Origin of the sequence: Rhodococcus sp. 15-725-2-2b (assembly GCF_002259075.1) — a bacterium.
Classification (GTDB): Bacteria; Actinomycetota; Actinomycetes; order Mycobacteriales; family Mycobacteriaceae; genus Rhodococcoides.
In genome coordinates, this window is record NZ_NPFL01000004.1 from 293,656 (window position 1) to 317,188 (window position 23,533).

General features: G+C 65.2%; 20 protein-coding genes. 9 read left to right on the plus strand and 11 right to left on the minus strand.

Annotated features, from left to right (window positions below):
* Positions 1 to 69: 69 nt before the first annotated feature.
* The 5 genes from CH306_RS03170 to CH306_RS03190 all read right to left on the minus strand — a co-directional run bounded on the left by CH306_RS03170 (position 70) and on the right by CH306_RS03190 (position 5,947).
* Complete coding sequence (locus CH306_RS03170) at positions 70 to 1,293, minus strand: acyl-CoA dehydrogenase family protein (protein WP_179272718.1); 1,224 nt, start codon at positions 1,291 to 1,293, stop codon at positions 70 to 72.
* Positions 1,294 to 1,370: 77 nt separating this feature from the next.
* Entirely contained in the window at positions 1,371 to 1,712 is a 342-nt protein-coding gene (locus CH306_RS03175) for a DUF2200 domain-containing protein (protein ID WP_094645818.1), read from the minus strand.
* 138 nt (positions 1,713 to 1,850) lie between these two features.
* Complete coding sequence (sucD, locus tag CH306_RS03180) at positions 1,851 to 2,762, minus strand: succinate--CoA ligase subunit alpha (RefSeq protein WP_032381720.1); 912 nt, start codon at positions 2,760 to 2,762, stop codon at positions 1,851 to 1,853.
* An 8-nt stretch (positions 2,763 to 2,770) separates the two neighbouring features.
* Positions 2,771 to 3,934 (minus strand): ADP-forming succinate--CoA ligase subunit beta, encoded by a 1,164-nt coding sequence (sucC, locus tag CH306_RS03185; RefSeq protein WP_032395771.1) that lies wholly within the window; start codon positions 3,932 to 3,934, stop codon positions 2,771 to 2,773.
* Between the two features lie 147 nt (positions 3,935 to 4,081).
* The gene (locus CH306_RS03190) at positions 4,082 to 5,947 is read right to left on the minus strand and encodes a hypothetical protein (RefSeq protein WP_094645650.1); all 1,866 of its coding nucleotides are present in this window, start codon (positions 5,945 to 5,947) and stop codon (positions 4,082 to 4,084) included.
* A gap of 240 nt (positions 5,948 to 6,187) precedes the next feature.
* Between CH306_RS03190 and CH306_RS03195 the strand changes: the two genes are divergently transcribed.
* The gene (locus CH306_RS03195; protein WP_094645651.1) at positions 6,188 to 7,210 is read left to right on the plus strand and encodes a M23 family metallopeptidase; all 1,023 of its coding nucleotides are present in this window, start codon (positions 6,188 to 6,190) and stop codon (positions 7,208 to 7,210) included.
* A 71-nt stretch (positions 7,211 to 7,281) separates the two neighbouring features.
* Here CH306_RS03195 and CH306_RS03200 read toward each other — a convergent pair whose 3' ends face one another.
* Positions 7,282 to 9,759, minus strand: a complete 2,478-nt coding sequence (locus CH306_RS03200) for a UvrD-helicase domain-containing protein (protein WP_032395773.1) — start codon at positions 9,757 to 9,759, stop codon at positions 7,282 to 7,284.
* Between the two features lie 296 nt (positions 9,760 to 10,055).
* Between CH306_RS03200 and CH306_RS03205 the strand changes: the two genes are divergently transcribed.
* On the plus strand, positions 10,056 to 10,346 hold the full coding sequence (locus tag CH306_RS03205; protein ID WP_032396247.1) for a chorismate mutase: 291 nt from the start codon (positions 10,056 to 10,058) through the stop codon (positions 10,344 to 10,346).
* Between the two features lie 46 nt (positions 10,347 to 10,392).
* On the opposite strand, the gene CH306_RS03210 is transcribed toward CH306_RS03205, so the two are convergent.
* Positions 10,393 to 11,844, minus strand: coding sequence for an NAD-dependent succinate-semialdehyde dehydrogenase (locus CH306_RS03210; RefSeq protein ID WP_094645819.1), 1,452 nt, complete (start codon positions 11,842 to 11,844; stop codon positions 10,393 to 10,395).
* Between the two features lie 82 nt (positions 11,845 to 11,926).
* Here CH306_RS03210 and pgi point away from each other — a divergent pair, with 82 nt between their 5' ends.
* Positions 11,927 to 13,576 (plus strand): glucose-6-phosphate isomerase, encoded by a 1,650-nt coding sequence (gene pgi / locus CH306_RS03215; RefSeq protein ID WP_094645820.1) that lies wholly within the window; start codon positions 11,927 to 11,929, stop codon positions 13,574 to 13,576.
* Between the two features lie 124 nt (positions 13,577 to 13,700).
* Complete coding sequence (locus tag CH306_RS03220) at positions 13,701 to 14,711, plus strand: type IV toxin-antitoxin system AbiEi family antitoxin domain-containing protein (RefSeq protein WP_094645652.1); 1,011 nt, start codon at positions 13,701 to 13,703, stop codon at positions 14,709 to 14,711.
* Between the two features lie 10 nt (positions 14,712 to 14,721).
* Here the strand turns inward: CH306_RS03220 and CH306_RS03225 are convergent, their stop codons facing one another.
* The gene (locus CH306_RS03225; RefSeq protein WP_094645653.1) at positions 14,722 to 16,338 is read right to left on the minus strand and encodes an acyl-CoA dehydrogenase family protein; all 1,617 of its coding nucleotides are present in this window, start codon (positions 16,336 to 16,338) and stop codon (positions 14,722 to 14,724) included.
* Positions 16,325 to 16,927 carry a TetR/AcrR family transcriptional regulator gene (locus CH306_RS03230; RefSeq protein ID WP_094645654.1) on the minus strand — a complete coding sequence of 201 codons (603 nt, stop codon included), beginning with the start codon at positions 16,925 to 16,927 and terminating at the stop codon, positions 16,325 to 16,327. The genes CH306_RS03225 and CH306_RS03230 overlap by 14 nt, the downstream gene beginning before the upstream one ends.
* A gap of 61 nt (positions 16,928 to 16,988) precedes the next feature.
* Between CH306_RS03230 and CH306_RS03235 the strand changes: the two genes are divergently transcribed.
* From CH306_RS03235 to CH306_RS03245, 3 genes are read left to right on the plus strand one after another with little or no spacing between them, the layout of a single operon-like run.
* Entirely contained in the window at positions 16,989 to 17,753 is a 765-nt protein-coding gene (locus CH306_RS03235) for a crotonase/enoyl-CoA hydratase family protein (RefSeq protein WP_032395775.1), read from the plus strand.
* Positions 17,750 to 18,997, plus strand: coding sequence for a hypothetical protein (locus CH306_RS03240; RefSeq protein WP_094645655.1), 1,248 nt, complete (start codon positions 17,750 to 17,752; stop codon positions 18,995 to 18,997). The genes CH306_RS03235 and CH306_RS03240 overlap by 4 nt, the downstream gene beginning before the upstream one ends.
* A gap of 16 nt (positions 18,998 to 19,013) precedes the next feature.
* Entirely contained in the window at positions 19,014 to 19,259 is a 246-nt protein-coding gene (locus tag CH306_RS03245) for a DUF2630 family protein (protein WP_032395777.1), read from the plus strand.
* A gap of 15 nt (positions 19,260 to 19,274) precedes the next feature.
* Here the strand turns inward: CH306_RS03245 and CH306_RS03250 are convergent, their stop codons facing one another.
* Positions 19,275 to 20,033, minus strand: coding sequence for an SDR family oxidoreductase (locus CH306_RS03250; protein WP_032395778.1), 759 nt, complete (start codon positions 20,031 to 20,033; stop codon positions 19,275 to 19,277).
* Positions 20,034 to 20,062: 29 nt separating this feature from the next.
* Here CH306_RS03250 and CH306_RS03255 point away from each other — a divergent pair, with 29 nt between their 5' ends.
* Positions 20,063 to 21,505, plus strand: coding sequence for a dihydrolipoyl dehydrogenase family protein (locus tag CH306_RS03255; protein ID WP_094645656.1), 1,443 nt, complete (start codon positions 20,063 to 20,065; stop codon positions 21,503 to 21,505).
* On the opposite strand, the gene CH306_RS03260 is transcribed toward CH306_RS03255, so the two are convergent.
* Positions 21,499 to 22,905, minus strand: a complete 1,407-nt coding sequence (locus tag CH306_RS03260; protein ID WP_094645657.1) for an APC family permease — start codon at positions 22,903 to 22,905, stop codon at positions 21,499 to 21,501. The two genes, CH306_RS03255 and CH306_RS03260, sit on opposite strands and share 7 nt — an antisense overlap.
* Before the next feature lie 38 nt (positions 22,906 to 22,943).
* Here CH306_RS03260 and CH306_RS03265 point away from each other — a divergent pair, with 38 nt between their 5' ends.
* Entirely contained in the window at positions 22,944 to 23,531 is a 588-nt protein-coding gene (locus CH306_RS03265) for a TMEM175 family protein (protein ID WP_094645658.1), read from the plus strand.
* Positions 23,532 to 23,533: the final 2 nt, after the last annotated feature.

Consider the following 23,533-nt stretch of genomic DNA (forward strand, 5'->3'; position numbering starts at 1 on the left):
CGCTCAGACGGCGTGAATGGCACATTCATCCGGAAATCGGGGGTCGGATCGGGGCCAGAAAGGTGAGGATTACGAGTACCAGGTCGGTTCGGGCAGCTCACCGGTGAGAACCCAGCGGCCCACCTCGCGACGCTTGTAGGCCACCGGGTCGTGCAGGGTGTGCGTTCGCACGTTGCGCCAGAAGCGGTCGAATCCGTACTTGCTGGCAGTCGCACGCGCGCCGAGCGCCTCGAACACCGTCGAGGTGATCTCGAGCGAGACCTCGGTGGCGCGAGCCTTGACTGCGGCCACCCGAACCTCGTGCTCACCGCGCTCCTCGGCGGTGACGTTCCAGGCGTTGTCGTGAATCTTCTGTCCTTCCAACGCAACTGCGTCGGCGAGGGCTTCGACGGCCCAGAGCTTGGAGGTCAGATCGCCGTAGATGTCGATGATGTACGGCTCGTCCACGGCCTTGTCCACGGTGCTGTGCAGCCACGCGCGGGTCTTGTCCTTGGTGTACGACGCCGCCTCTTCGAGGGCACCTCTCGCGATCCCGAGGTAGAAGTTGGCGAACACCAGTTGAATTGTCGGGACGTTGAGGGTGTTGTAGACCCGCGGCTGAAAGGCCTTGTCCACGAACCCTGCTGCGCTGGCCCAATCGACACGAACCTTGTCGATGGTGACGCTGCCGCTCTCGGTCTGACGCTGGCCGATGTTGTCCCAGTCGTCGTGGAAGGACAAGCCCTCGATGTTCGACGGCACGATCGCGAACACGTGATCGGTACTGCCCTCGAGTGCTCCTTCGAGCACGGTGACGTCGGAGACGCGGCTGCCGGTGGAGAACGTCTTGGAACCGTCGAACACGATGGTCTCGCCCTCGTCGGTGACAGCGACGTTGTTGTCCCGAGGATTGACGGCCCCGCCGAAGAACCACCTGTTCTTCGTGGCGTCGGCCTCCACCGCCTCGATCTGCTCGGGGGTGCCGACCAGCCGGGCGGCCCAGAACCACAGCAGGTGATAGCCCAGCAGCTGGCCGATGGAACCGTCGGCCTTCGCTACTGTGCGAATCACCTGATATGCCGTCGGCCAATCCTGGCCGCCGCCACCATGCTCGACGGGGCCGAGCAGCGTGACCAGACCCGCGTCCTTGAGCAGCTGCACCTCGGCGGTGGGAATCTCGCGGCCCTTGTCGCGAGCGACGGCATCGACCGCGAGGAGTTGAGCCACCTCACCCGCGCGGGAAATCCATCCGGCCGCAGTGGTGGGCGCGTCGGGCCAGTTCTTGGTGAGAGCACGATTTTCTGTGGTTGTCATGACGCACAGTGAAGTCCTGCGCCGAAGCAATGAACACACTTCGATTCAGCGTGATTTTAAGACCCCCGTATCCGAGGTCATTCGCGCAGGATCTTCTCCATTTTCTTACCCTTGGCCAGCTCGTCGATCAGCTTGTCCAGGTAGCGGATCTTCTGCATCAGAGGGTCCTCGACATTCTCGACGCGGATGCCGCAGACGACTCCGGTGATCAGTTCCGCGTCCGAATTGAGGTCGGCTGCCGCGAAGAAGTCGTCGAACGTCGTGTCGGCCTGGATATGGCGGTCGAGGGCCGACTGGTCGAAACCGGTGAGCCATCGAATGATCTCGTCGACCTCGGCTTTCGTCCGACCTTTGCGTTCGGCTTTGTTCACGTAGTGCGGATAGACCGAGCTGAACGCGGTGGTGAAGATCCTGTGCACGCGGATCAATCTAGACCCATCCGCGTCAATGTGACATTGCACCGCCCAGACGTATGCAGTGGTCCATTGACGCGGGGCCGGGGGCGCACGAAAAAGCCCGCCACCGAAATCGGTGGCGGGCTTTTTCAGATGCGCGTCCTACTTGACGGACAGCGATTCCAGGATTTCGCGTGCGAGTGCAGCGGTCTCGGACGGCGTCTTGCCGACCTTGACGCCTGCGGCCTCGAGTGCGTCCTTCTTCGCCTGCGCCGTTCCCAGCGAGCCGGAGACGATGGCACCTGCGTGGCCCATGGTCTTGCCCTCGGGAGCGGTGAAGCCTGCGACGTAGCCGACGACCGGCTTGGTCACGTTGGCCTTGATGTAGTCGGCTGCACGCTCCTCGGCGTCGCCGCCGATCTCACCGATCATGACGATGACCTTGGTGTCGGGATCCGCCTCGAACGCCTCGATGGCGTCGATGTGGGTGGTTCCGATGACCGGGTCGCCGCCGATGCCGATGGCCGTCGAGAAACCGAAGTCGCGGAGCTCGAACATCATCTGGTAGGTCAGCGTGCCGCTCTTGGAGACCAGGCCGATGGGGCCGGTTCCCGAGATGTTCGCGGGCGTGATGCCGACGAGAGCCTCACCGGGAGTGATGATTCCGGGGCAGTTCGGCCCGATGATGCGGGTCTTCTTGCCCTTCTCCACGTTGTAGGCCCACGCGTACGCGGAGTCCTGCACGGGGATGCCCTCGGTGATGACGACGAGCAGCGGGATCTCCGCGTCGATCGCCTCGACGATGGCGTCCTTGGAGAATGCCGGCGGCACGAACGCGATGGACACGTCGGCTCCGGTCTTCTCCATGGCCTCGGAAACCGAAGCGAAGACGGGCAATTCGATGTCGTTGCCCTGTGCGTCGACATGCTTGACCGTGGTTCCGGCCTTGCGTGCGTTGACGCCGCCGACGACCTGGGTGCCTGCCTTGAGCATCAGGGCGGTGTGCTTGGTGCCTTCGCCGCCGGTGATGCCCTGGACGATGACCTTGTTGTCCTTGTTCAGAAAGATAGACATTGTTTCCTCTACTTCGCTGCCAGCTCGGCGGCCTTGTCGGCGCCCTCGTCCATGGTTCCGGCGAGCGTCACCAGAGGGTGCGCGGCGTCGGCGAGAATCTTGCGGCCCTCTTCGACCTTGTTGCCGTCGAGACGGACGACCAGCGGCTTGTTGGCGTCGTCGCCCAGCTTCTTCAGCGCGCCGACGATGCCGTTGGCCACTGCGTCGCACGCGGTGATGCCGCCGAAGACGTTGACGAACACGCTCTTGACCTGCTCGTCACCGAGGATGACGTCGAGGCCTGCGGCCATGACCTCGGCCGATGCGCCGCCGCCGATGTCGAGGAAGTTGGCGGGCTTGACGCCGCCGTGTGCCTCGCCCGCGTATGCGACGACGTCGAGGGTCGACATGACCAGTCCGGCACCGTTTCCGATGATGCCGACCTGTCCGTCGAGCTTGACGTAGTTGAGGTCGTTCTCCTTGGCCTTGGCCTCGAGGGGATCGGCTGCGTCCTTGTCCTCGAACTCGGCGTGGCCGGCCTGACGGAAGTCTGCGTTGGCGTCGAGCGTCACCTTGCCGTCGAGGGCGAGGATCTGATCGTCCGGGGTGCGAACCAGCGGGTTGACCTCGACCAGGAGAGCGTCTTCGTTGATGAAGACCTCCCACAGCTTCTGGATGGTCACCGCAGCGGCGTCGAGCACCTCGGCGGGAAGCTTGCCCTTTTCGGCGATTTCACGAGCGAAAGCAAGGTCGACACCCTTGACGGCATCGACCGGGATACGTGCGAGTGCGTCGGGGTTCTCCTCCGCCGTCACCTCGATTTCGACGCCACCCTCGACCGAACACATTGCGAGGTAGGTGCGGTTGGTGCGATCGAGCAGGAAGGAGATGTAGTACTCCTCGGCGATGTCGGACGCTTCTGCAACGAGAAGCTTCTTGACGACATGGCCCTTGATGTCGAGTCCGAGAATCGCTTCTGCGTTCTCGGTGGCTGCTGCGACGTCCTTGGAGTACTTGACGCCGCCGGCCTTGCCGCGGCCGCCGACCTTGACCTGTGCCTTGACCATTACTGGCTTGCCGATTTCTTCGGCAATCTCTGTTGCTCCGGCGACCGTGTCGGTAACACGGCCTGCGGAGGTGGGTACGCCATGCTTGGCGAACAATTCCTTCGCCTGGTATTCGAAGAGATCCATCAGCTCACCGTCTCGTCTACGTTGACGCCCGCTCCGTCGGGTGTGAGCGGGTCTGAGCATGGACTTTATCCAGGTGCCTCGACGGCGTATCGGGCGCATGCATGCTATGTGGCCTATCTCACCGCTACCGGCTCGTTGAAACGGGCGTCACCGATCTGCGCGACGGGCCGAAAGTGCCGCCGCGACAGCGAGAACGAGGATTCCCGCCACCGACGGCAGCACGCCGGGTCCCATCTCGGGATCGGTGGCGCGCGCGGATGTCAGCGGCCACGACGACAGATGCACGATGCCCGCGACGGCTGCGGCAGCGAGCAGGACGGCACCGCGAGCGGACCTGGCACGCGCAGCAACGACGGCAGCGACGATCACTCCGACGGCGAGCAGCATCTGCCCCCAGGTATCCCAGCCCCACGGAAATTCGGTGACGGTCGCGGCCGTCAGGTCGCTGCCGCGATACAGGGGCAGCGCCAGTCCCACCGCCAGAAGTACGGCTCCGATCGATCCGGTACCGAGCACCACACCATCGGTCGCGGAGTCCTGGGACGTGTCGACATCGTCGCGCTCGGCAGATCCGGCGAACAGAGCCAGCACTCCGGCGGCAGCCGCGGCAACGACGCCTGCGATGATCCCCAGCGCGCCGACGCCGGTGCTCACACCCTCCACGTCCTCGGCGAGCACCACCGACTGGAGTACCGCCGCCGCAGCGGCAACCGCGCCGAGCCAGAACATCGACACGAACGGTCGCGCGGTCGAGGCGAACTCGGAGAACAGCAGCGGCACCGAACCCAGAATCATCACGAACCCGGCGACCAACACCACGCGAGTGGCCAATATCTGCGGCGCGGCGATCCCCGAGTCGGTCTCCAGAATCGGCAGCAACGATCCGAGAACGAACAGCACACCGGACAGCGCGCCTACAGTTCCGGCTGCCGCATGCCACCGCGTCGTTCCGGGACCGGAGACACCGCGGACACCGCGCGAACCCGTCTCGCGCTGCTGCGCTCTCTCCAGTGCTCGACGGTCACGCGCCGCGGCGACGGGCGCGACCAGTGCGCCACAGATCAGCAGTCCGAGCCCTGCGACCGTCCCCAGATATGCACCGAGTCCGGCATCCACCCGGTCACCGGTACCGAGGCCCGCAAGCAGGCCGACCCCGGCGAATCCGAGCACCCCGAGCCCGGCTCCGACGGATGCGCCCGACGCCACCTGCGGCGACAGTGCCGCCAACGCCGATGCGGCCACCACGAGCGCCGCGATACCGACAACTGCGGAGCCCACCGCGACGAACACCGGCGACTCCACCACTGCCGTCACGATCACGACCGGATCGGACGAGCGGTACAGCGAGGCGAACGCTGCAACGGCCGCAAGCACACCGAACGCGCCGAGCAGCCCGGCGAGCATCGGCCCGACGCGCCCCGCCGCCGCCCGCCCCACATGTTCGGAATACACCGAGTGGCCGTACCCGTCACCGAGCCCGGCGCGATGCACTGCGGACCACCCCGCAACACCGGCCAGAACCGACACAGCGTGACCGACGAGCAGAACATAGGCGCCCGGGGTGGCGTCGAGCATCGCGGCGCTCAGCGGGCGGAAGAGCTCGAGCCGATTCGCGTCGATGGGATCGGACAACAGAGCAACGTCGAGCAGTGTGAATCCGAGTGCCACCGCGCCGTATCCGGCCAGCAGGGCCGCCGCAAGCTCGACGCGTTTGCCCGCAAGGCCCACCGCGGCTCCGATCACCACGAGAACGGGGACGGCACCGGCCAGGATCGCGGCCACTACTGCCCCGTCACCCACCGGCGAACCGTCGGCGCTGCGGACGACGCCGATCAGTTGGGCCGCGACCGTGGCAATCGCAGCGATCAGAGCGAGTACGACGGCAAGCGCGCCGCGCGGGGTGGGCGACGGATCGTCCGCTCGGCCGAACTCTCCGTCCTGAGGTCGGATCCGTTGCGGTTCCGCTCGCTCGGAGCCGCGGGCGGACGAGTCGTCGAAGGTGGGAGTCGGCACTCGGATCACGGTATCGGCTCGATCGGTGCGAGAACCGTTACTGTCGCCGTGTGCCGTCCACGGGTTCTCGTGTCCGATTACGAATGTGGCCCGTCACGACATAACCGCTGGTCGACTTGTGAGCCATCTCACATATGCCGCCGGTTTCGGCTGTTAACTTGCGCGCCCCGCAATCATTTCGTTACCGTCTGCCGAGTCTTTCAGTAACGGCCAGGTCACGGATAACGGAGGTTGTAGGTCTTGCAGCAACACCGTGCGTCCTTCACTTCCAGCCGGTTCTCTCGACCCACGGCCGACGACGCGACCACGGTCTACAGCTACGAGCCCATCTCCGAACCCGCCGAGGACAACAGCGCGTACGACGCGTACTCCTACCCCGCGTACCGGTACGCCGAGGCCGAGTTCGCCGAGACCCCGTACATCGCAGCCGACGAGTCTCCGACCGTCGTCACCTCGTTCGCCACCCCCGCAGACGCCACCCCCGTGGCCCGTCGCGGAGGCGCACACCGTATCCCCCTTCCTCCCACCGCACTCAAGGGCCGAGCTGCCGTTCTCGCAGTCGCCGCAGGTGCGGTAGTCGCAGCAGGCCAAGCCGTCGTCAACGACGACTCACCCGCCGCAGTCGCCACCTCCGAGTACGCCCTCGCCGCAGGTGAAGCACCCGCCGCCGCAGCAGTCGCGGCCACCACCACGCCGCAGACCACCGAGATCGAAGCCGACTCGTCCAGCGCGACGCCGTCGGAGGCACCGCAGATCCTCAGTATCGCTGCACCGGTGGATCTGAGCCAGTTCAACGACCTGCTCGCCAAGGGCCAGCGCTTCAGCGAGGAGCGTGCCGCACGCGAAGCCGCTGCCCGCAGGCCCCTGTTCGCACTTCCCGCGCAGGGCACCTACACCTCCAACTTCGGCACCCGCTGGGGCGTACTCCACGCCGGCGTCGACGTCGCCAATGCCATCGGAACTCCGATCTACGCCGTCGCCGACGGCAAGGTGATCGACTCCGGTCCGGCCGCAGGCTTCGGCATGTGGGTTCGCATTCAGCACGCCGACGGCACGATCACCGTCTACGGCCACATCGACACCTCGACCGTCACTGTCGGCCAGGACGTCATGGCAGGCGATCAGATCGCGACCATGGGCAACCGCGGCTTCTCCACCGGACCGCACCTGCACTTCGAGGTCCACCTTCCGGGCGAGGTCAAGATCGACCCGCTTCCGTGGCTCGCTTCCCGAGGCATCTCCCTCGGCCCCGAGATGGACTGAATTCTCTTTCGTCGCACAACAAGCCGGACCCCGCTTTCGCAGGGCCCGGCTTTTTCGTGTGCTGAAAAGACTCAGAGCTTGGTCATCGGGACGCCGCCGATGAGCATCATCTTCACGCGGCCCGCGGAACCGAAGTCGATCAACACCATCGCCTTGACTCCGGCACCGGTCGATTCCAGCACCGTGCCCAGGCCGTACTTGTCGTGGCTGACTCGATCGCCCACAGCGAGAACGAGATTGGAGTTGCGGCCCTTGGCAGCACCGAAACTGGGAGTCGAACTCTGCCCGCGATTCGACGATCCGCCGTACCCGCCCGAGCCGTAACTGTTCGATCCGTATCCGCCACCCGAGCCGTAACCTCCGGATCTGCCGCCGCCGATGGCTCGGCCTCCCCCGGTGCCCGGATCCTCTCGTCGCCAGTCGATCAGGTGCTGCGGAACTTCTTGCAGGAAGCGCGATTCCGGGTTGGCGATGGGCTGGCCCCATGCCGAGCGCATGATCGCGCGCGTGAGGTAGAGCCGCTGTCGCGCACGGGTGATGCCCACGTACGCCAGGCGTCGTTCCTCGGACAGTTCGTTGGGATCGCCGAGCGCCCGCATGTGCGGGAACTGGCCGTCCTCCCAACCGGTCACGAAGACGACCGGAAACTCCAGACCCTTCGCGGTGTGCAGCGTCATTAGCGTCACGACGCCGGTGCCCGAATCGGGGATCTGATCGGTATCGGCCACCAGTGAGACCCGTTCGAGGAACGCCGCGAGCGACCCCGGCTCGGCCAACCCGTCGACGCCACCGTCCTCGTCGCCGCTCTCGTCGTCCCCGGTTTCGAGCGCCTCCGCCGCCACCGCGGCCTGATTGCGCGCCTCGGAAGTGAATTCTCTTGCAACGCTGACAAGTTCGTTGAGGTTGTCGAGGCGCGCACCGTCCTGCGGGTCACTGCTGGCTTCGAGCTCGGCACGGTAGCCGGTGCGGTCGAGAACGGCTTCGACGACATCGCCGATGTCTGCGATGTCGTTGCCGTCCCCGTCGGTCGCGGTGAGCACTGCACGGAGTTCGTCGAGCAACTCCATGAACTGCGCGATCAACTTCTGCTGACGCGAGTTGAGCAGCGCCACCTTGCCTGCGGCCGCGTCGTGCAGAGCGCGCGAGAAGCTGATGTCGCGCTGCTCGGCGTGCACGGCGACACAGGCCTCGGCGCGATCGCCGATCCCCCGGCGCGGAGTGTTGAGGATGCGCCGCATGCTGACGGTGTCGTCCTCGTTGGAGAGCACGCGCAGGTACGCGACGAGGTCACGGACTTCCTTGCGCTCGTAGAACCGAACACCACCTACGACCTTGTACGGCAGACCGAGTCGGATGAAGATCTCTTCGAGCGCACGCGAGGAGTTGTTGGTTCGGTAGAAGACCGCCACCTCGTCGAAGCGCACGTCTCCGCCGTCGACGAGTCGGTCGATCTCCGAGGCAACGAACGACGCCTCGTCGTGCTCGTTGTCGGCAACGTAACCGACGATCAACTCGCCCTCGCCGGTGTCGGTCCACAGCTTCTTCTCGCGTCGGCCGATGTTGCGCGAGATCACCGCGTTGGCGGCCGAGAGGATGTTCTGCGTCGACCGGTAGTTCTGCTCGAGCAGGATGGTGCGAGCGTCGGGATAGTCGCGCTCGAATTCCTCGATGTTGCGGATCGTGGCACCACGGAATGCATAGATGGACTGATCCGCGTCACCCACAACACACAGCTCGCCCGGTGCAACGGTGCCCTCGAGTGCGCCGTCGGCGTCGGGGGTGCCGACCAGTTCACGAACCAACATGTACTGGGCGTGATTGGTGTCCTGGTACTCGTCGACCAGAACGTGTCGGAACCTGCGTCGGTAGTACTGCGCCACCTGGGGGAAGGCCTGCAGAATGCCCACCGTTTCGCCGATGAGGTCGTCGAAGTCCATGGCGTTGGCCGCCCGCAGCCGCTGCTGGTAGATGCCGTAGACCTTGGCCACCAGCCGCGGCAGCTCGGCGGGATCGCCGTCGGCGTCCTCCGCCGCCTTGTCGGGGCCGATCAACTCGTTCTTCAGATTCGAGATCGCCGTCGAGAGCAGCCGCGCCGAGAACTTCTTGGTGTCGATCTGCAGATCCTTGGAGATCATCGTCAGCAGCCGCCGAGAGTCGTCCGCGTCGTAGATGGAGAAGTTCGAGTTCAGACCGGGCAGCAACGCAGCCTGCGCGCGCAGAATCCGCACACAACTCGAGTGGAACGTCGACACCCACATGGCGTTCGCTCGCGGCCCCACGAGTCCGGCAACTCGCTCACGCATCTCGGCAGCGGCCTTGTTGGTGAACGTGATGGCCAGAACCTGGCCGGGTGACACTCCACGCTCGGCGAGCAGATACGCGATTCGACGCGTCAGTACCGCCGTCTTGCCCGACCCGGCTCCGGCCACGATGAGCAGCGGAGATCCGGTATGCACAACGGCCTCACGCTGCTGAGGATTGAGCCCTTCCAGCAGTGTGTCGGACGAGGTGTTCTGTCGGGATTGGAGGCCCTGGAGGAATGTGTTCATCGTCTGGTCAGGTTACCGGCGCGTACCGACAAACCCACATCCCGTGGTCGTCGGCCGAACCGACGACTTTTCAGGAGGGTTGACCCGTGGCACACTGGATCGGTGATCGAAAAAACCGTACGTCATCGCTTGCATCGGGTCGGCCGCTGTTCGGCCACGCGTGCAGGAGCCTGTCGATAGACGCAACGCCCCCGGTTTCGGACGGAAACCGAACGATTGGCGATGCAGTTCCGAATACGAAAGGCGTAACGGTGACGGACGACGCAACGATCCAAGATGTGACCCGAGGAGAGACGATGGCCATGACGACGAAGATCGACTCAGAGACCGCATTGCCCACCAGCGAAGCCGAGATCAACGACCTGCGCCAGGAAATCGACCGCCTCGATGCCGAGATTCTCGCCGCGGTTCGACGTCGATCCGAGGTCTCGCAGATCATCGGACGGACCCGCATGGCCTCCGGTGGACCTCGCCTGGTGCACAGCCGTGAGATGAAGGTTCTCGAGCGTTTCAGCAGCCTGGGCCAGGAGGGCCACACGCTGGCCATGCTCCTGCTCCGCCTCGGCCGCGGTCGTCTCGGCCACTGATTTACCCAGGTCGGGCGCGCCGCGTGCGCACCCGACCTGTGTTCGTTCACTTCAGAGCGATGTACTTGGTCTCGAGGTACTCCTCGATTCCCTCCGATCCGCCTTCACGGCCGAATCCCGATTCCTTCACCCCACCGAACGGCGCAGCCGCGTCCGAGATCACTCCGCGGTTGACGCCCACCATGCCACTGTCGATGGCGTCGGCCACCCGTAGCGCACGATCGAGATTCTCGGTGTAGATGTACGACGCCAGGCCGTACTCGGTGTTGTTCGCAGCGTCGATGCCTTCCTGCTCGGTGTCGAAGCCGACGATCGGAGCCACCGGCCCGAACACCTCTTCCTTCAGGATTCTCGCGTCGGTAGGCACGTCGGTGAGAACGGTCGCCGGGTAGAAGTAGCCGTCGCCGCCCGGCGCAGTGCCCCCGAGCTTCACCGTCGCGCCCTTGGCCACCGCGTCGTCGACGAGTTCCTGCACGGTTTCGAGTTGGTCGGCGTTGATGAGCGGTCCGAGTTTCGTATCGGGGTCGACGCCGGGGCCGAGCTTCATCTCGGCCATCTTCGCCACGAGCTTGGTGGTGAACTCCTCGCGCACGCTGTTGTGCACGTGCAGACGGTTCGCCGCGGTGCAGGCCTCGCCGCCGTTGCGCATCTTGGCGAGCATTGCGCCGTCCACCGCGTCCTCGATGTTCGCGTCGTCGAACACCACGAACGGCGCGTTGCCACCGAGCTCCATCGAGGTGCGCAGCAGCCGAGTCGCGGACTTCTGGACGAGAGACTTGCCGACACCCGTCGAACCGGTGAAGGTGAGTTTGCGCATCCGCGGATCCTCGATGAGGGGTCCGGTGACGTCGCCGGACTTCGACGTCGTCAGCACCGAGAGCACACCTTCGGGCAGGCCGACCTCGTCGAAGATCTGAGCGAGCAGCAGCATCGTCAGCGGGGTCTCACGAGCCGGCTTGACGACGATTGTGCAGCCGGCGGCCAGAGCGGGCCCGATCTTTCTGGTGCCCATCGCCAACGGGAAGTTCCACGGAGTGATCGCCAGTACCGGCCCCACCGGAGCCTTGGTGACGAGGATGCGTCCGTTGCCCGCCGGGGCCGGGGTGTAGCGACCGCCGATGCGGACTGCTTCCTCGGCGAACCAGCGGAAGAACTCGGCACCGTACTTCACCTCGGCCTTGGATTCGGCGAGGGCCTTACCCATCTCCAGGGTCATCAGCAGCGCGATGTCGTCGGCACGTTCGGTGACCTTCTCGAACGCCGCTCGCAGAATTTCACTGCGCTCGCGGGCAGGTGTTGCCGCCCAGCTCTTCTGCGCCGCCGCAGCTGCGTCGAGCGCTTTCATCGCGTCGGCGGGCGAGGCGTCGGCCACCTCCGTCAGGGGCCGCCCGGTGGCCGGACCGTTCACCGGGAACGTCTTACCTCCTTCGGCGTCGACGGCCTTGCCGCCGATCCACAGTTTTGCCGGAATCGATTCGATCAATGCACGTTGGTCCATACCGTCCATGATGCCTCCGCAGCGCCCGACGCAAACGAGAACGACGCGCGCGCGACTGGGCACGGGATTACTGTTGGTTCGTATGAGCGTCGATATCACCGGCACGGATGCCTGGCAGAAGCTGACCGATCACCATTCCGCGATCGCCGAAACTCATCTTCGGCAACTGTTCGCCGATGACGCCGACCGAGGCCGTACGTTCATCCTCGAGGCCGCGGATCTGCACATCGACTACAGCAAGCACCGCATCACTCGCGAGACCGTCGAGTTGCTCGTCGAACTGGCCCGCACCGCCGATGTCGAAGGCAAACGCGACGCCATGTTCGCGGGCGAGCACATCAATACTTCCGAGGACCGCGCCGTGCTGCACACTGCGCTGCGTCTGCCGGCCGACGCGTCGTTGACCGTCGACGGTCAGGATGTCGTCGCCGATGTACACGAAGTCCTCACGGCCATGGGCGAATTCACCGATCGAGTACGTTCGGGCGAATGGGTCGGTGCCACCGGCGAGAAGATCTCCACCGTCGTCAACATCGGCATCGGCGGATCCGACCTCGGACCGGTCATGGTCTACAACGCGCTCCGCCACTACGCCGACGCCGGGATCTCCGCGAAGTTCGTCTCGAACGTCGACCCAGCGGATCTCGTCGGTGCGCTCGACGGACTCGACCCCGCGTCGACGCTGTTCATCATCGCGTCCAAGACGTTCTCCACCCTCGAAACGCTGACCAACGCCACCGCGGCCCGGCGCTGGCTCGTCGACGCTCTCGGTGAAGATGCCGTCGCCAAGCATTTCGTCGCCGTGTCCACCAACGCCGAGCGGGTTGCGGACTTCGGTATCGACACCGCCAACATGTTCGGTTTCTGGGATTGGGTCGGCGGACGCTACTCCGTCGATTCGGCAATCGGGTTGTCGGTCATGGCCGTTGTGGGCAAGGAGGCGTTCGGCGAGTTCCTCGACGGCTTCCACCGCATCGACGAGCACTTCCGGTCGACGCCGCTGGCCGAGAACGCGCCGGTTCTGCTCGGCCTCGTCGGCCTGTGGTACAGCTCCTTCTTCGGCGCGGAAACCCGTGCGGTGCTGCCGTATTCGAATGATCTCTCCCGTTTCGCGGCATACCTGCAGCAGCTGACCATGGAGTCCAACGGCAAGTCCGTCAAGGCCGACGGCTCCCCCGTCACCACGCCGACCGGCGAGATCTTCTGGGGCGAGCCCGGTACCAACGGCCAGCATGCCTTCTACCAATTGCTGCATCAGGGAACACGTTTGGTGCCCGCGGACTTCATCGGATTCGCCGAACCCACCGACGATCTGCCCACCCGCGACGGCACCGGATCGATGCACGATCTGCTGATGAGCAACTTCTTCGCCCAGACCAAGGTGCTCGCCTTCGGCAAGACCGCCGAGGAGATCGCCGCCGAGGACACCCCGGCAGATGTGGTCCCGCACAAGGTGATGCCCGGCAACCGCCCGTCCACCTCGATCCTCGCCCCCAAGCTCACGCCGTCGGTGGTCGGTCAGTTGATCGCCCTGTACGAACACCAGGTCTTCGTCGAAGGCGTCATCTGGGGAGTCGACGCCTACGACCAGTGGGGCGTCGAACTGGGCAAGACCCAGGCCCTCGAACTGACGCCGGTCCTCACCGACGCCGAAGCCCCTGCCGCACAATCGGATTCATCCACCGATGCACTGGTGCGCTGGTACCGATCACAACGGGGTCGTTCGGCCTGAGGTCGGTAGGTGGATCTACGGCCCCAGTAGGAAGCTACGCACCCTGCAGGCGGTGCGGATTCCTGGACGGGCCGTAGATTGCGCTCAGCGGATCCAAACAGGTCAGCCGTGCGTCCAATCGAGCATGGACTTCGACCAACGTGGGCTCTTCACCCGTGCCGATGCACTCGCGTCGGGCTTCACCGATGACGACCTTCGACGGGCACGCGCACACAAGTCCATCGTTGCAATCCGCAGAGGCTGGTTCGTTCGAGAGGATGTTCTCGCGACACTGGACTCTGCGCAGCAGCATGCGCTCCTGGCTCAGGCGACCTATGTCGATTGCGGCGACGACGTCGTACTCAGTCATGCATCCGCGGCGGTGGTTCTCGGACTCGACGTGTGGAACTTACCGCTGGACACGGTGACGATGACCACGCGTCGCGGCCACTCGGGCAAGCGAAGTCGACGCCGGTTCCTTCACGGCACCGATCTACTCGACGACGAGTGGCTTCATCTCGACGGTATGCGGGTCACCCGCCCAGCGCGCACAGTCGTCGACGTCGCCAGGACTCATCCACTCGACGTTGCGGTGTGTCTCGGTGATCGGGCATTGCGGCACGGCCTCACCACGATCGACGAACTCGAGAAATCGTGCGATGCGGCGCAACACCGAAGCGGTGCTGGACGCGCTCGACGAGCTATCGGCGCGATGAGTGCACGCAGCGACAGTGTCGGCGAGAGTAGATCGCGACTGATCCTGCAGACAGTGTCGACTCCGCTGTCCAATCAGACGATCTTCGACGACGGCGGTCGACGCATCGCCCGTACCGACTTCCTGTTTCCCGACCTGGCCGAGGTGATCGCCGAGTTCGACGGGGAAAACAAGTACGGTCCGCAGCCACGGCAAGCAATCATCGCAGAGAAGAATCGCCACAACCGGCTCGCCGAGCAAGGCAGGACCGTCTTCAGATTCGACTGGCGGGACTTGTCGACTCCGCATGTCATCATCGACAGGCTCCATGCTGCCTATCGGCGTGCGTTGCTCCTCGGCCCGCCGAGTGGACGGTACGCCGAACTCCCCCTTCCCGCGGCTACGGCGCTCGTAGGAATATGCGCACCCTACAGGCGGTGCGAATTCCCACGAGGGGCGTGAATCCCCAGCATCACACTCGCGCCAACACCGCCGTCGTATCGACTCCCGTCGGGAGGGTGCCGAAGGCGATGCCCCAGTCTCGGTCGAGGCGACTGGCGCAGAAGGCATCGGCGACAGCGGAATCCCCGTGCATCACCAGTTGCGCCCCCTGAAAGGTCAGTGCCATCAGTTCGACGACTCGGCGGGCCCGGTATTCCATGTCGGAGGTGTCGGAGAGTTCCTTGCCGACCCGCGCGATGGCGTCGTCCAGGCGAGAATCCGCGCCCGCCGCCTGGCCGATCTCACCGAAGAACGCCTCGACACTGTCGGGTTGACGGGCCAGTGCCCGCAGGGAATCGAGTGCGGCGACGTTGCCCGATCCTTCCCAGATCGACATCAGCGGCGATTCGCGGAACAGCCGAGGCATTCCCGATTCCTCGACGTAGCCGTTGCCACCGAGACATTCGAGGGCCTCGGCGGCGTGGGCGGGAGCTCGTTTGCACACCCAGTACTTGGTGACGGCCAACGCGATTCGGCGCAGTGCGCTTTCCTGCTCGTCGCCGCGGGCCGAGCCGTCGGTGGCCTGAGCCAGGCGGATCATGGCGGCGGTGGCGGCCTCGGATTCGATGGTCAAGTCCGCCAGCACGTTTCGCATCAGCGGCTGATCGACGAGTGCAGCCCCGAACGCAGACCGATGACGCGCGTGATGAACTGCGCGCACGGTGGCGTTGCGGATTCCGGCCGCCGACCCGATGACGCAGTCCAACCGGGTCATGTTGACCATCTCGATGATGGTGCGGACGCCGCGCCCCTCTTCGCCGACGAGCCAGCCGGTGGCCCCGTGGTATTCGAGCTCCCCGGATGCATTCGACTTGTTGCCCAGCTTGTCCTTCAAGCGCTGCAACATCACTCGGTTGCGGGTGCCGTCGGGCAGCACGCGCGGCAGCATGAAGCACGAGAGTCCGCCGGGTGCCTGAGCGAGGGTGAGGAACATGTCCGACATCGGCGCGGAGGTGAACCACTTGTGACCGACGATCGAATAGGTGCCGTCCGACGACGGTGTGGCCGTGGTGGTGTTCGCGCGGACGTCGGAGCCGCCCTGCTTCTCCGTCATGGACATGCCCGCGATCAGTCCGCGCTTGCTCGACGGGGTCCGCAGGCCGAAGTCGTATTCCCGCGACGCCAGCAGCGGCTCGTACTGTGCAGCCAGAGAGGGGTTGTGCCGCAACGCCGGAACGACGGCGTAGGTCATCGAAATGGGGCACATGTGCCCGGCCTCGGCCTGGCCCCAGACGTAGAACTTGGCGGCGCGGGCGACGTGTGCACCGACGCGGTCGTCGGTCCATGGGGTGGCGTGCAGTCCGTGCTCGACGGCAACGGTCATCAGATCGTGCCAGTGCGGGTGGAATTCGACCTCGTCGATTCGGTGCCCGTAGCGATCGTGGGTTCTCAGCACCGGCGGGTTCTCGTTGGCGAGCCTGCCCCACTCCTGGGCTTGCACGCCACCGGCGAGCGCCCCGAGCCGGCCGACCTCGTCGAGTGCCCAGCCTGCGCCTGCCCTCGTCACGCCGTCGAGCAACGACGGGTCCGCGGAGGTGTCGTAGGGCGTCAGGTCGGTGGCCTGGTTGAATACCTCATGCGTGTCCATCTCGAACTCCTAACGCGCGCAACGACAATGCGACGAGACTGGGTACTGGATCCACCGATTCGTGCGAGGACAACGGGCCGACCATCACTTCGCCGACGGCACCGACCAGCGCTGCTGCCGAGATGGCCGCGTCCTGCTCGGGGATCTCTCCGGCGTCGATGCCCGACACGATCGCGTCGGCGAAGGCGTCGGTGAACTTCTGCCGGAACACCAGACGCTCGGCGTCCACGGCCGGGTCGACCGGTTCGGCCAGCAGGGCGTACGCCATCGTCCGGTTCTTCAGGGCGCGTCCGGCGAAGGTCTCCACCACTGCGGTCACTCGCTCGACGGCGCTGCCGTGCTCGCACGCGGTGACCACCGCGGCGACCTCCCGACTGCAGACCTCGCGAAAGATCGCGACCACCAGATCTGCTTTTCCCTCGAAATGGGTGTAGACGCTGCCCGAGGACACTCCTGCTGCCGCGGCGACCGAGGCCACCGACAGGCCTGCATATCCCTGCGTCGAGAGGATCTCGATGGCGGCGGCGAACAGCTTGTCGCGACCGGCGTCGAGCCTGGCCTGCACTGCTGGGGTTCGTCGATACGGCACGCAAGGATTGAAGCATTGATTCATTGCTTCACGCAAGAGAACTCGAGTAACGTTCACTGACATGTCGGTACGGATCGAGCGCTCAGGCCCCGTCACCACCATCGTCCTGTCGCGCCCCGAGGCGCGCAATGCCGTCGACGGCCCCACCGCCCAGGAGTTGATCCAGGCGTTCGAGGAGTTCGACGCCGACGAATCAGCCTCGGTGGCAGTGCTGTGGGGCGAGGGCGGCACGTTCTGCTCGGGAGCCGACCTGAAAGCACTGGGCACTCCACGCTCGAATCACGCGACCGAACACGGGGACGGCCCGATGGGCCCGACGCGAATGCGGTTGTCCAAGCCCGTCATCGCCGCCGTGTCGGGATACGCCGTCGCGGGCGGACTGGAACTCGCGCTGTGGTGCGACCTCCGCATCGCCGAGGACGACGCCACGTTCGGCGTCTTCTGCCGACGCTGGGGAGTTCCGTTGATCGACGGCGGCACAGTGCGATTGCCGCGCATCGTGGGCACGGGCCGAGCGATGGACATGATCCTCACCGGTCGCGCTGTCGACTCCGAGGAAGCGTTGAACATCGGTCTGATCACCAGAAGGGTTCCGGTGGGTCGAGCCCGGTCGGAAGCGGAGGCGTTGGCTGCTCAACTCGCCCTGCTGCCGCAGACGTGCATGCGAGAGGATCGACTGTCCCTGCTCGAACAGGACGGTCTCGACGAGGAGACCGCCTTGAGGAACGAATTCCGACACGGTGCCATCTCGATCAACGCCGACGCGCTCAGCGGCGCGAGCAGGTTCGCTTCGGGGGCGGGACGACACGGCACCGCGAGCCCGTGAAATCGACCCGCCTGTCGGTGATCGACGAGATCTTTCTCCGGACCCACCGCGGCTACGGAATTCCCATTGCACTCCAAGGCATCTGGCGCACCACCGAGACGGTGAGCCGAGCAGAACTCGACAGGATCCACGACGAGCTGGCCGTCGGGCAGCTCGGCCGTCGAGTCGGCAAGCCCCGCATACCCGGAGCACGGCTTCGATGGGACATCTCGTCCGCGACGCTTCCGCTCGTCTACGCCACCGACCCGGTCGACGACATCATCGGATGGGCCGATACGCAGGCAGACGTTCGACTCGACCCGCAGTACGGGCCCGGCTGGCGGTTGACGGCCGCGCCCGTTGCACACGGCGGCACCGTGCTGTCCCTGGTGTGTTCGCACGCGCTGGCCGATGCCAGGGAACTGATCGACTCTGCCGCTCGCGCCTTCTCCGGATCGGCACCCGCGCCTGCGCTGCATCCGGGCTCGGATGTGAAGGACGCGATCTCGATGATCCTCACCGTTGCCCTGCGATCCATCGCGGCGACGGCCAGATTGTGGGTCAGCAGGAAGGCCCGAGCCGAACTGCGGGCGTTCACCACCGGCGACCCCGGCGGTATCGCGCCACACCACGCGCACGGGATGCAGTCGGTGATCGTGGATATCGATGCTGCGGAATGGGATTCGACTGCGCGACGCGTCGGTGGATCGGCCAATTCGCTGTTCGTCTCCATCGTCGCCGCCACGATGAGCGAACTCGGGTCACCCGCGGTGACCGTCGACATTCCTTTTCGTACCGGGTCCGGTGATGCCAACGCCATCGGCATGGCCACCGTCGCCGTCCGTGGAGACGACTCGCCCGCGGCCATCCGAGCAGCGTGCAAGGCGGCGTTCGGCAAACCTGTCGGGGCCCCGGCAGGCTATCCACCCGAGATCGTCCAGCTGCTCCCCCACCGTCTCGCCGCGAAGCTGACGTCGACCCCGGGCCGCGGAGAAGTGTTGTGCTCCAACATCGGCGACATTCCCGACGGCATCAACGCACTCGGCTCGCACCGATCGTGCGGACTCGCGACCCGCGCGATCCATCCGAACCCGTCGGGCGCGCTGTCGACGATCAGGATGTCGACCTACCTCTCCCGACTGGACGACAACTACACACTCTCGCTCGTGTGCACCGACAACGCCCTGGCGGGATCGACCGCCGAGCTCACCGCGGCCGTACATCGAGCCCTGGCGACACGGAACCTGGCCGCCGAACTCTGGTAGGTCTAGCGTTGTCGCCATGAACGAGCACGATATCCACACCAAGATCCAGCAGCTCATCGCCACCGAGCACAAACTTCGCACCGAGACCCAGTCGGGCGATATCGACCCGGACACCGAGAAGGCTCAACTGGCATCCCTCGAGCACGCCCTCGACCAGTGCTGGGACCTGCTCCGCCAGCGCCGGGCGCGAATCGACGCAGGCCAGAACCCCGACACCGCAACCGCCAACAGCATCGACCAGGTCGAGGGGTACCTGCAGTAACCCCCGGCCCTGGAGCTACACCAATCGATCCGTCAGCACATTCGGCAGGAACCTCAGCGCCGCGTCGATGCCCCGCCACTTGAGTCCGGGTAGCGCGGCGCGGCGGGTCTCGCTCTCGATGGCGTCGACCATCGCCGACACCCCCTCGTCCAGAGTGGCTGTGAGAGCGGCACTGTCGCCCGCATTGGCGGACATGTCGGTGGCGATGAACCCGGGTAGCAGCGTGGTGACGGTGATGTCGGTTCGCGACAGTTCCGTGGCCAACGATTCACCCAACGACGCCACTGCCGCTTTGCTGGCCGAGTAGGTCGCCTTGGCCCCCGGTAGTCCCCGGTCGGCGCTGATGGACGAGACGAACACCAGGTGCCCGCGTTTCTGCTCACGGAAGATCGACAGTGCGGCCTCGGCCTGCGAGAGCGCTCCGATGAAGTTCGTGTGCGCGGTCTGCAGGTTGGCGTCGGCGCGGCCGGTTCCGATCTTCGCGCCCTTGCCGAGACCTGCGTTGACGATCACTCGATCGAGGCCGCCCAATTCGTCTCGCAGTTTTCCGAACACCTCACCCACCGCGTCGTGATCGGTGACGTCGAGTGCTCGGACCACCACGGTGATGTTCGGGTTGTGGTGCATCAGCTCCGCACGAAGGTCGTCCAGCCGCTCGACCCGCCGGGCGCAGAGCGCCAGATCCCGGCCCATGCCTGCGAACCGTCGCGCCATTTCCTCGCCGAGCCCCGAGCTCGCTCCGGTGATCAGAATCTTGTTCCGAGTGGTCGCCATAAGCGGCGAGCCTATGTCACTGTGGAGCAATGGCCTCAGAAAGCTCGGAATTCGATGTCATCGTCATCGGCGGTGGCCCGGTCGGCGAGAACGCCGCTCAGTATGCGACACAGGGCAGCGACCGCACGGTCGTGATCGTCGAGCACGAACTGCTCGGCGGCGAATGCTCGTACTGGGCGTGCATGCCGAGCAAGGCGCTGCTGCGCCCCAGCGAGGTTCTCGACACCGCACGAAACATGCCGGGGGTCAAGGAACTGGTCGGCGATCAGCCCCTCGATGCCGACGCCGTCCTGGCCCGACGCGAATCCTTCACCCACGGCCTCGACGATTCGTCGCAGATGACGTGGGCGGAGAAAGCAGGGATCTCCGTCGTGCGCGGTCACGGACGCCTGACCGGGGACAGAACGGTCGAGGTCGACGGGCGCACGCTCACCGCCCGGCATGCCGTCGTCCTCGCCACCGGAACCACTGCCTCGGTACCGAACACAGCGGGGCTGCGCGACGCCCGGCCGTGGATCTCCCGCGATGCCACCAACATTCACGAGACCCCCGGCCACGTCGCCGTCATCGGCGGTGGCGTCGTCGCGACGGAAGCGGCCACCTGGTTGCTCTCGCTCGGAGCGAAGGTCACGATGATCGTGCGCGGCTCGTCGCTGCTCGCCGCTTCCGAACCGTTCGCAGGCGAACTCGTCGCGAACGCGCTGACGGCGCGAGGTGCCACCATCATGCTCGACGCCACCCTCGAGTCCGTGTCACGAGAGAACCCCGCCGACACCGGCATCGGTCGAATTCACGGTGGCCCGGTCGGTCTCGTCGTCGACGGCAGCGAGATCACGGTCGACGAGATTCTCGTCGCCGCGGGACGTAACCCGGCGAGTGCGGACCTCGGGTTGTCGAGCCTCGGACTCGAGGAGGGGCGCTACATCGATGTCGACGATCACCTGAACGTTCCCGGCCACGAGTGGCTCTACGCGGTGGGCGACGTCAACGGACGAGCCCCGCTGACGCACATGGGGAAGTACCAGGGCCGGGTGGCCGGCGACGTCATCGCCGCCAGGGCCGAGGGAAAGCCCCTGGACAGCAAGAGATTCCGTGCGACCGCAGATCACGGTCGAATTCCCCAGGTGGTGTTCACTCCACTCGAGGTGGCCTCCGTCGGGCTGACCGAGGCCAAGGCCAGGGAGGCGGGCATCGACGTCGAGATCGTCGCGCAGGACATCGCCGTCGCGGGTTCGTCTCTGCAGCAGGACGATTACTCGGGACGGGCGCAGCTGGTGATCGACCGCGCCGCCGACACGATAGTGGGCGCGACCTTCGTCGGTCCGGGAGTCGCCGAGCTGGTCCACGCAGCCACTGTGGCTGTGGTCGGCAAGGTTTCGATCGACGACCTGTGGCATGCGGTGCCGTCGTATCCGACGGTCAGCGAAATCTGGCTCAGACTGCTCGAGGCTCGCAGAACAGCCGATCACTGACGCATGTAGGCCGCGGCGATTCCCTCGTAGGTCTTCGGGTCCGCTTTCCTGATGCCCAGAGCCACCAGGACACCGAGGATCGCGGCGAAAATCAACACCACGGGTATCGCGTTGACGACCGCAGAATCGGAACCGGTGAGAACGCTGTAATGCGTTCCGGCGAGGATCAATCCGGTCATGAAACCGACGAAGCCGATGCCGGGGGCGACAGCGGTGCGCCACACGGAACGGTCGGGGTGGCCGATGAAGAACACCACCACCGACAGCGCTGCGGCGGCCTGCAGGGCGATCACCCCCAGAGTTCCGAGTCCGATGGCCCCGGCGGCGTAGATCAGGTACGGGTCGGCACCGGTCACCGCGAACACCGCCAGCGCCACGGCAGCCACCAGTGAGGCGGTGATGCTGCCGATGTGCGGGCTCGAGTGATGCGGGTGAATTCGGCCCAACCGCGCCGGAAGTACGTGCTCACGCCCGAGGGCGAACAGATATCGGCTCGCTGCGTTGTGTACGGCGAGATACGACGCGAGCACGCTGGTGCACAACAATACTGCCGTACCGTCGTACAGCACCGTTCCTCCGTACTGCTGCGCCAGCGTGAACAGAAGATTGCCCAGTTCGCTCTGCGCCAGCACCGGCGCATCGACCCCGCCCGCGGCCCCGACGATGATCCAACTCGTCAGTACGTAGAAGACCGCGATGAGCGACACCGCGATGAACGTCGCGCGTGGGATGCTGCGTCTGGGGTCCTTGGTTTCCTCTCCGTAGAGGGCGGCCGACTCGAAACCGATGAAACTCGAGAAGGCGAACATCATCGCTATCCCCAGCGATCCGGAGAACACCTGCGTGGGAGTGAACGATTCCAGTGGTATCGCCGCGGTTCCCTTCTCACCCACCACCAGGACGTTGAACACCGTCAGAAAAGCGAATTCGAGAACCATCAGCGTTCCCAACACCTTCGCGGAAAGATCGGCATTCCTGAAACCCAGGAAAGCGACAATCACGACAGCGACAGCCGTGAAGACGTACCACGGAATGTCGATACCGGAATCGGCGAACACCAGGTGAGTGAAATAGCCGAACGCACCCGAAAGTCCACATGCGAGCGAGGTATACGCGACAACTGCGACATACGCGGCAGCAACTCCCGGCGGCTTCCCCAGTGCGAGACCAATGTAGGTATAGAAGGCTCCGGTGCTGTACACCTGCTGACTGATCGCCGCGAAACCCACCGAGAAGCACAGCAGCACAACGGCACTGATCGCGTAGGCCGCAGGCAGACCGGCACCGTTGCCGCGTATCAGGGCCAGCGGCACGTTGCCGATCATGGCCGCCATCGGGGCCGCCGCAGCAACCACGAGAAATACCACTCGGCCGGTGGTGAGAGTACGTCGATCGGACATCGTTCGGACGCTACTCGTCCGAAGTGCACAATGCTGACATGGAATACGAACGTGGATTCGACAGACTCGTCAACTTCAGCGACGCCGTGGTCGCGATTGCCGCGACACTGCTCATTCTGCCGTTGGTGGAACTGGCCGAACCGGACGAAAGCGCACAATTCGTCGATATTCTACGTGACCACGGTGTCGAGCTGTTCGCATTCGTACTCAGCTTTCTGGTCATCTTCTCGCAGTGGCTGAGCCATCATCGCGTGTTCCGTGCCCTGGTCGGCTACACCAAGGGTTTGATGTGGGTGAACTTCGTCTGGTTGCTCTCGATCGTGTTCCTGCCGTTCCCCACCAAGTTGATCGCCGAGAAGAGCGGGTACGACGCCAGTGCGGTGCCGTTGTACGTCGCGACCATCGCGGTGTCGGTCGTCTCGATGTTCGCGGCCGACGTGATCGTCTCCCGGCATCCGAACATCGTCGCCGACGACGCACCGCGTCACGGCGGCGTGCGCAACGGCGCGATCACCTCGGTTCTCATCCTGGCCGCTCTGGGACTGGCGTTCACACCGCTGGGCCTGTGGTCGCTGCTCCTCCTGTTCCTGACAGCGCCGATCAACCGCCTCCTCGGCCGTGTCTGACG

Coding starts and splice junctions, on each gene's coding strand:
- pgi (WP_094645820.1), top strand. CDS start 11,927: ATGAGCGTCGATATCACCGGCACGGATGCCTGGCAGAAGCTGACCGAT.
- CH306_RS03205 (WP_032396247.1), top strand. CDS start 10,056: ATGGCCATGACGACGAAGATCGACTCAGAGACCGCATTGCCCACCAGC.
- CH306_RS03260 (WP_094645657.1), bottom strand. CDS start 22,905: ATGTCCGATCGACGTACTCTCACCACCGGCCGAGTGGTATTTCTCGTG.
- sucD (WP_032381720.1), bottom strand. CDS start 2,762: ATGTCTATCTTTCTGAACAAGGACAACAAGGTCATCGTCCAGGGCATC.
- CH306_RS03265 (WP_094645658.1), top strand. CDS start 22,944: ATGGAATACGAACGTGGATTCGACAGACTCGTCAACTTCAGCGACGCC.
- CH306_RS03200 (WP_032395773.1), bottom strand. CDS start 9,759: ATGAACACATTCCTCCAGGGCCTCCAATCCCGACAGAACACCTCGTCC.
- CH306_RS03235 (WP_032395775.1), top strand. CDS start 16,989: ATGTCGGTACGGATCGAGCGCTCAGGCCCCGTCACCACCATCGTCCTG.
- CH306_RS03225 (WP_094645653.1), bottom strand. CDS start 16,338: ATGGACACGCATGAGGTATTCAACCAGGCCACCGACCTGACGCCCTAC.
- CH306_RS03210 (WP_094645819.1), bottom strand. CDS start 11,844: ATGGACCAACGTGCATTGATCGAATCGATTCCGGCAAAACTGTGGATC.
- CH306_RS03220 (WP_094645652.1), top strand. CDS start 13,701: ATGGACTTCGACCAACGTGGGCTCTTCACCCGTGCCGATGCACTCGCG.
- CH306_RS03255 (WP_094645656.1), top strand. CDS start 20,063: ATGGCCTCAGAAAGCTCGGAATTCGATGTCATCGTCATCGGCGGTGGC.
- CH306_RS03170 (WP_179272718.1), bottom strand. CDS start 1,293: ATGACAACCACAGAAAATCGTGCTCTCACCAAGAACTGGCCCGACGCG.
- CH306_RS03250 (WP_032395778.1), bottom strand. CDS start 20,033: ATGGCGACCACTCGGAACAAGATTCTGATCACCGGAGCGAGCTCGGGG.
- CH306_RS03245 (WP_032395777.1), top strand. CDS start 19,014: ATGAACGAGCACGATATCCACACCAAGATCCAGCAGCTCATCGCCACC.
- sucC (WP_032395771.1), bottom strand. CDS start 3,934: ATGGATCTCTTCGAATACCAGGCGAAGGAATTGTTCGCCAAGCATGGC.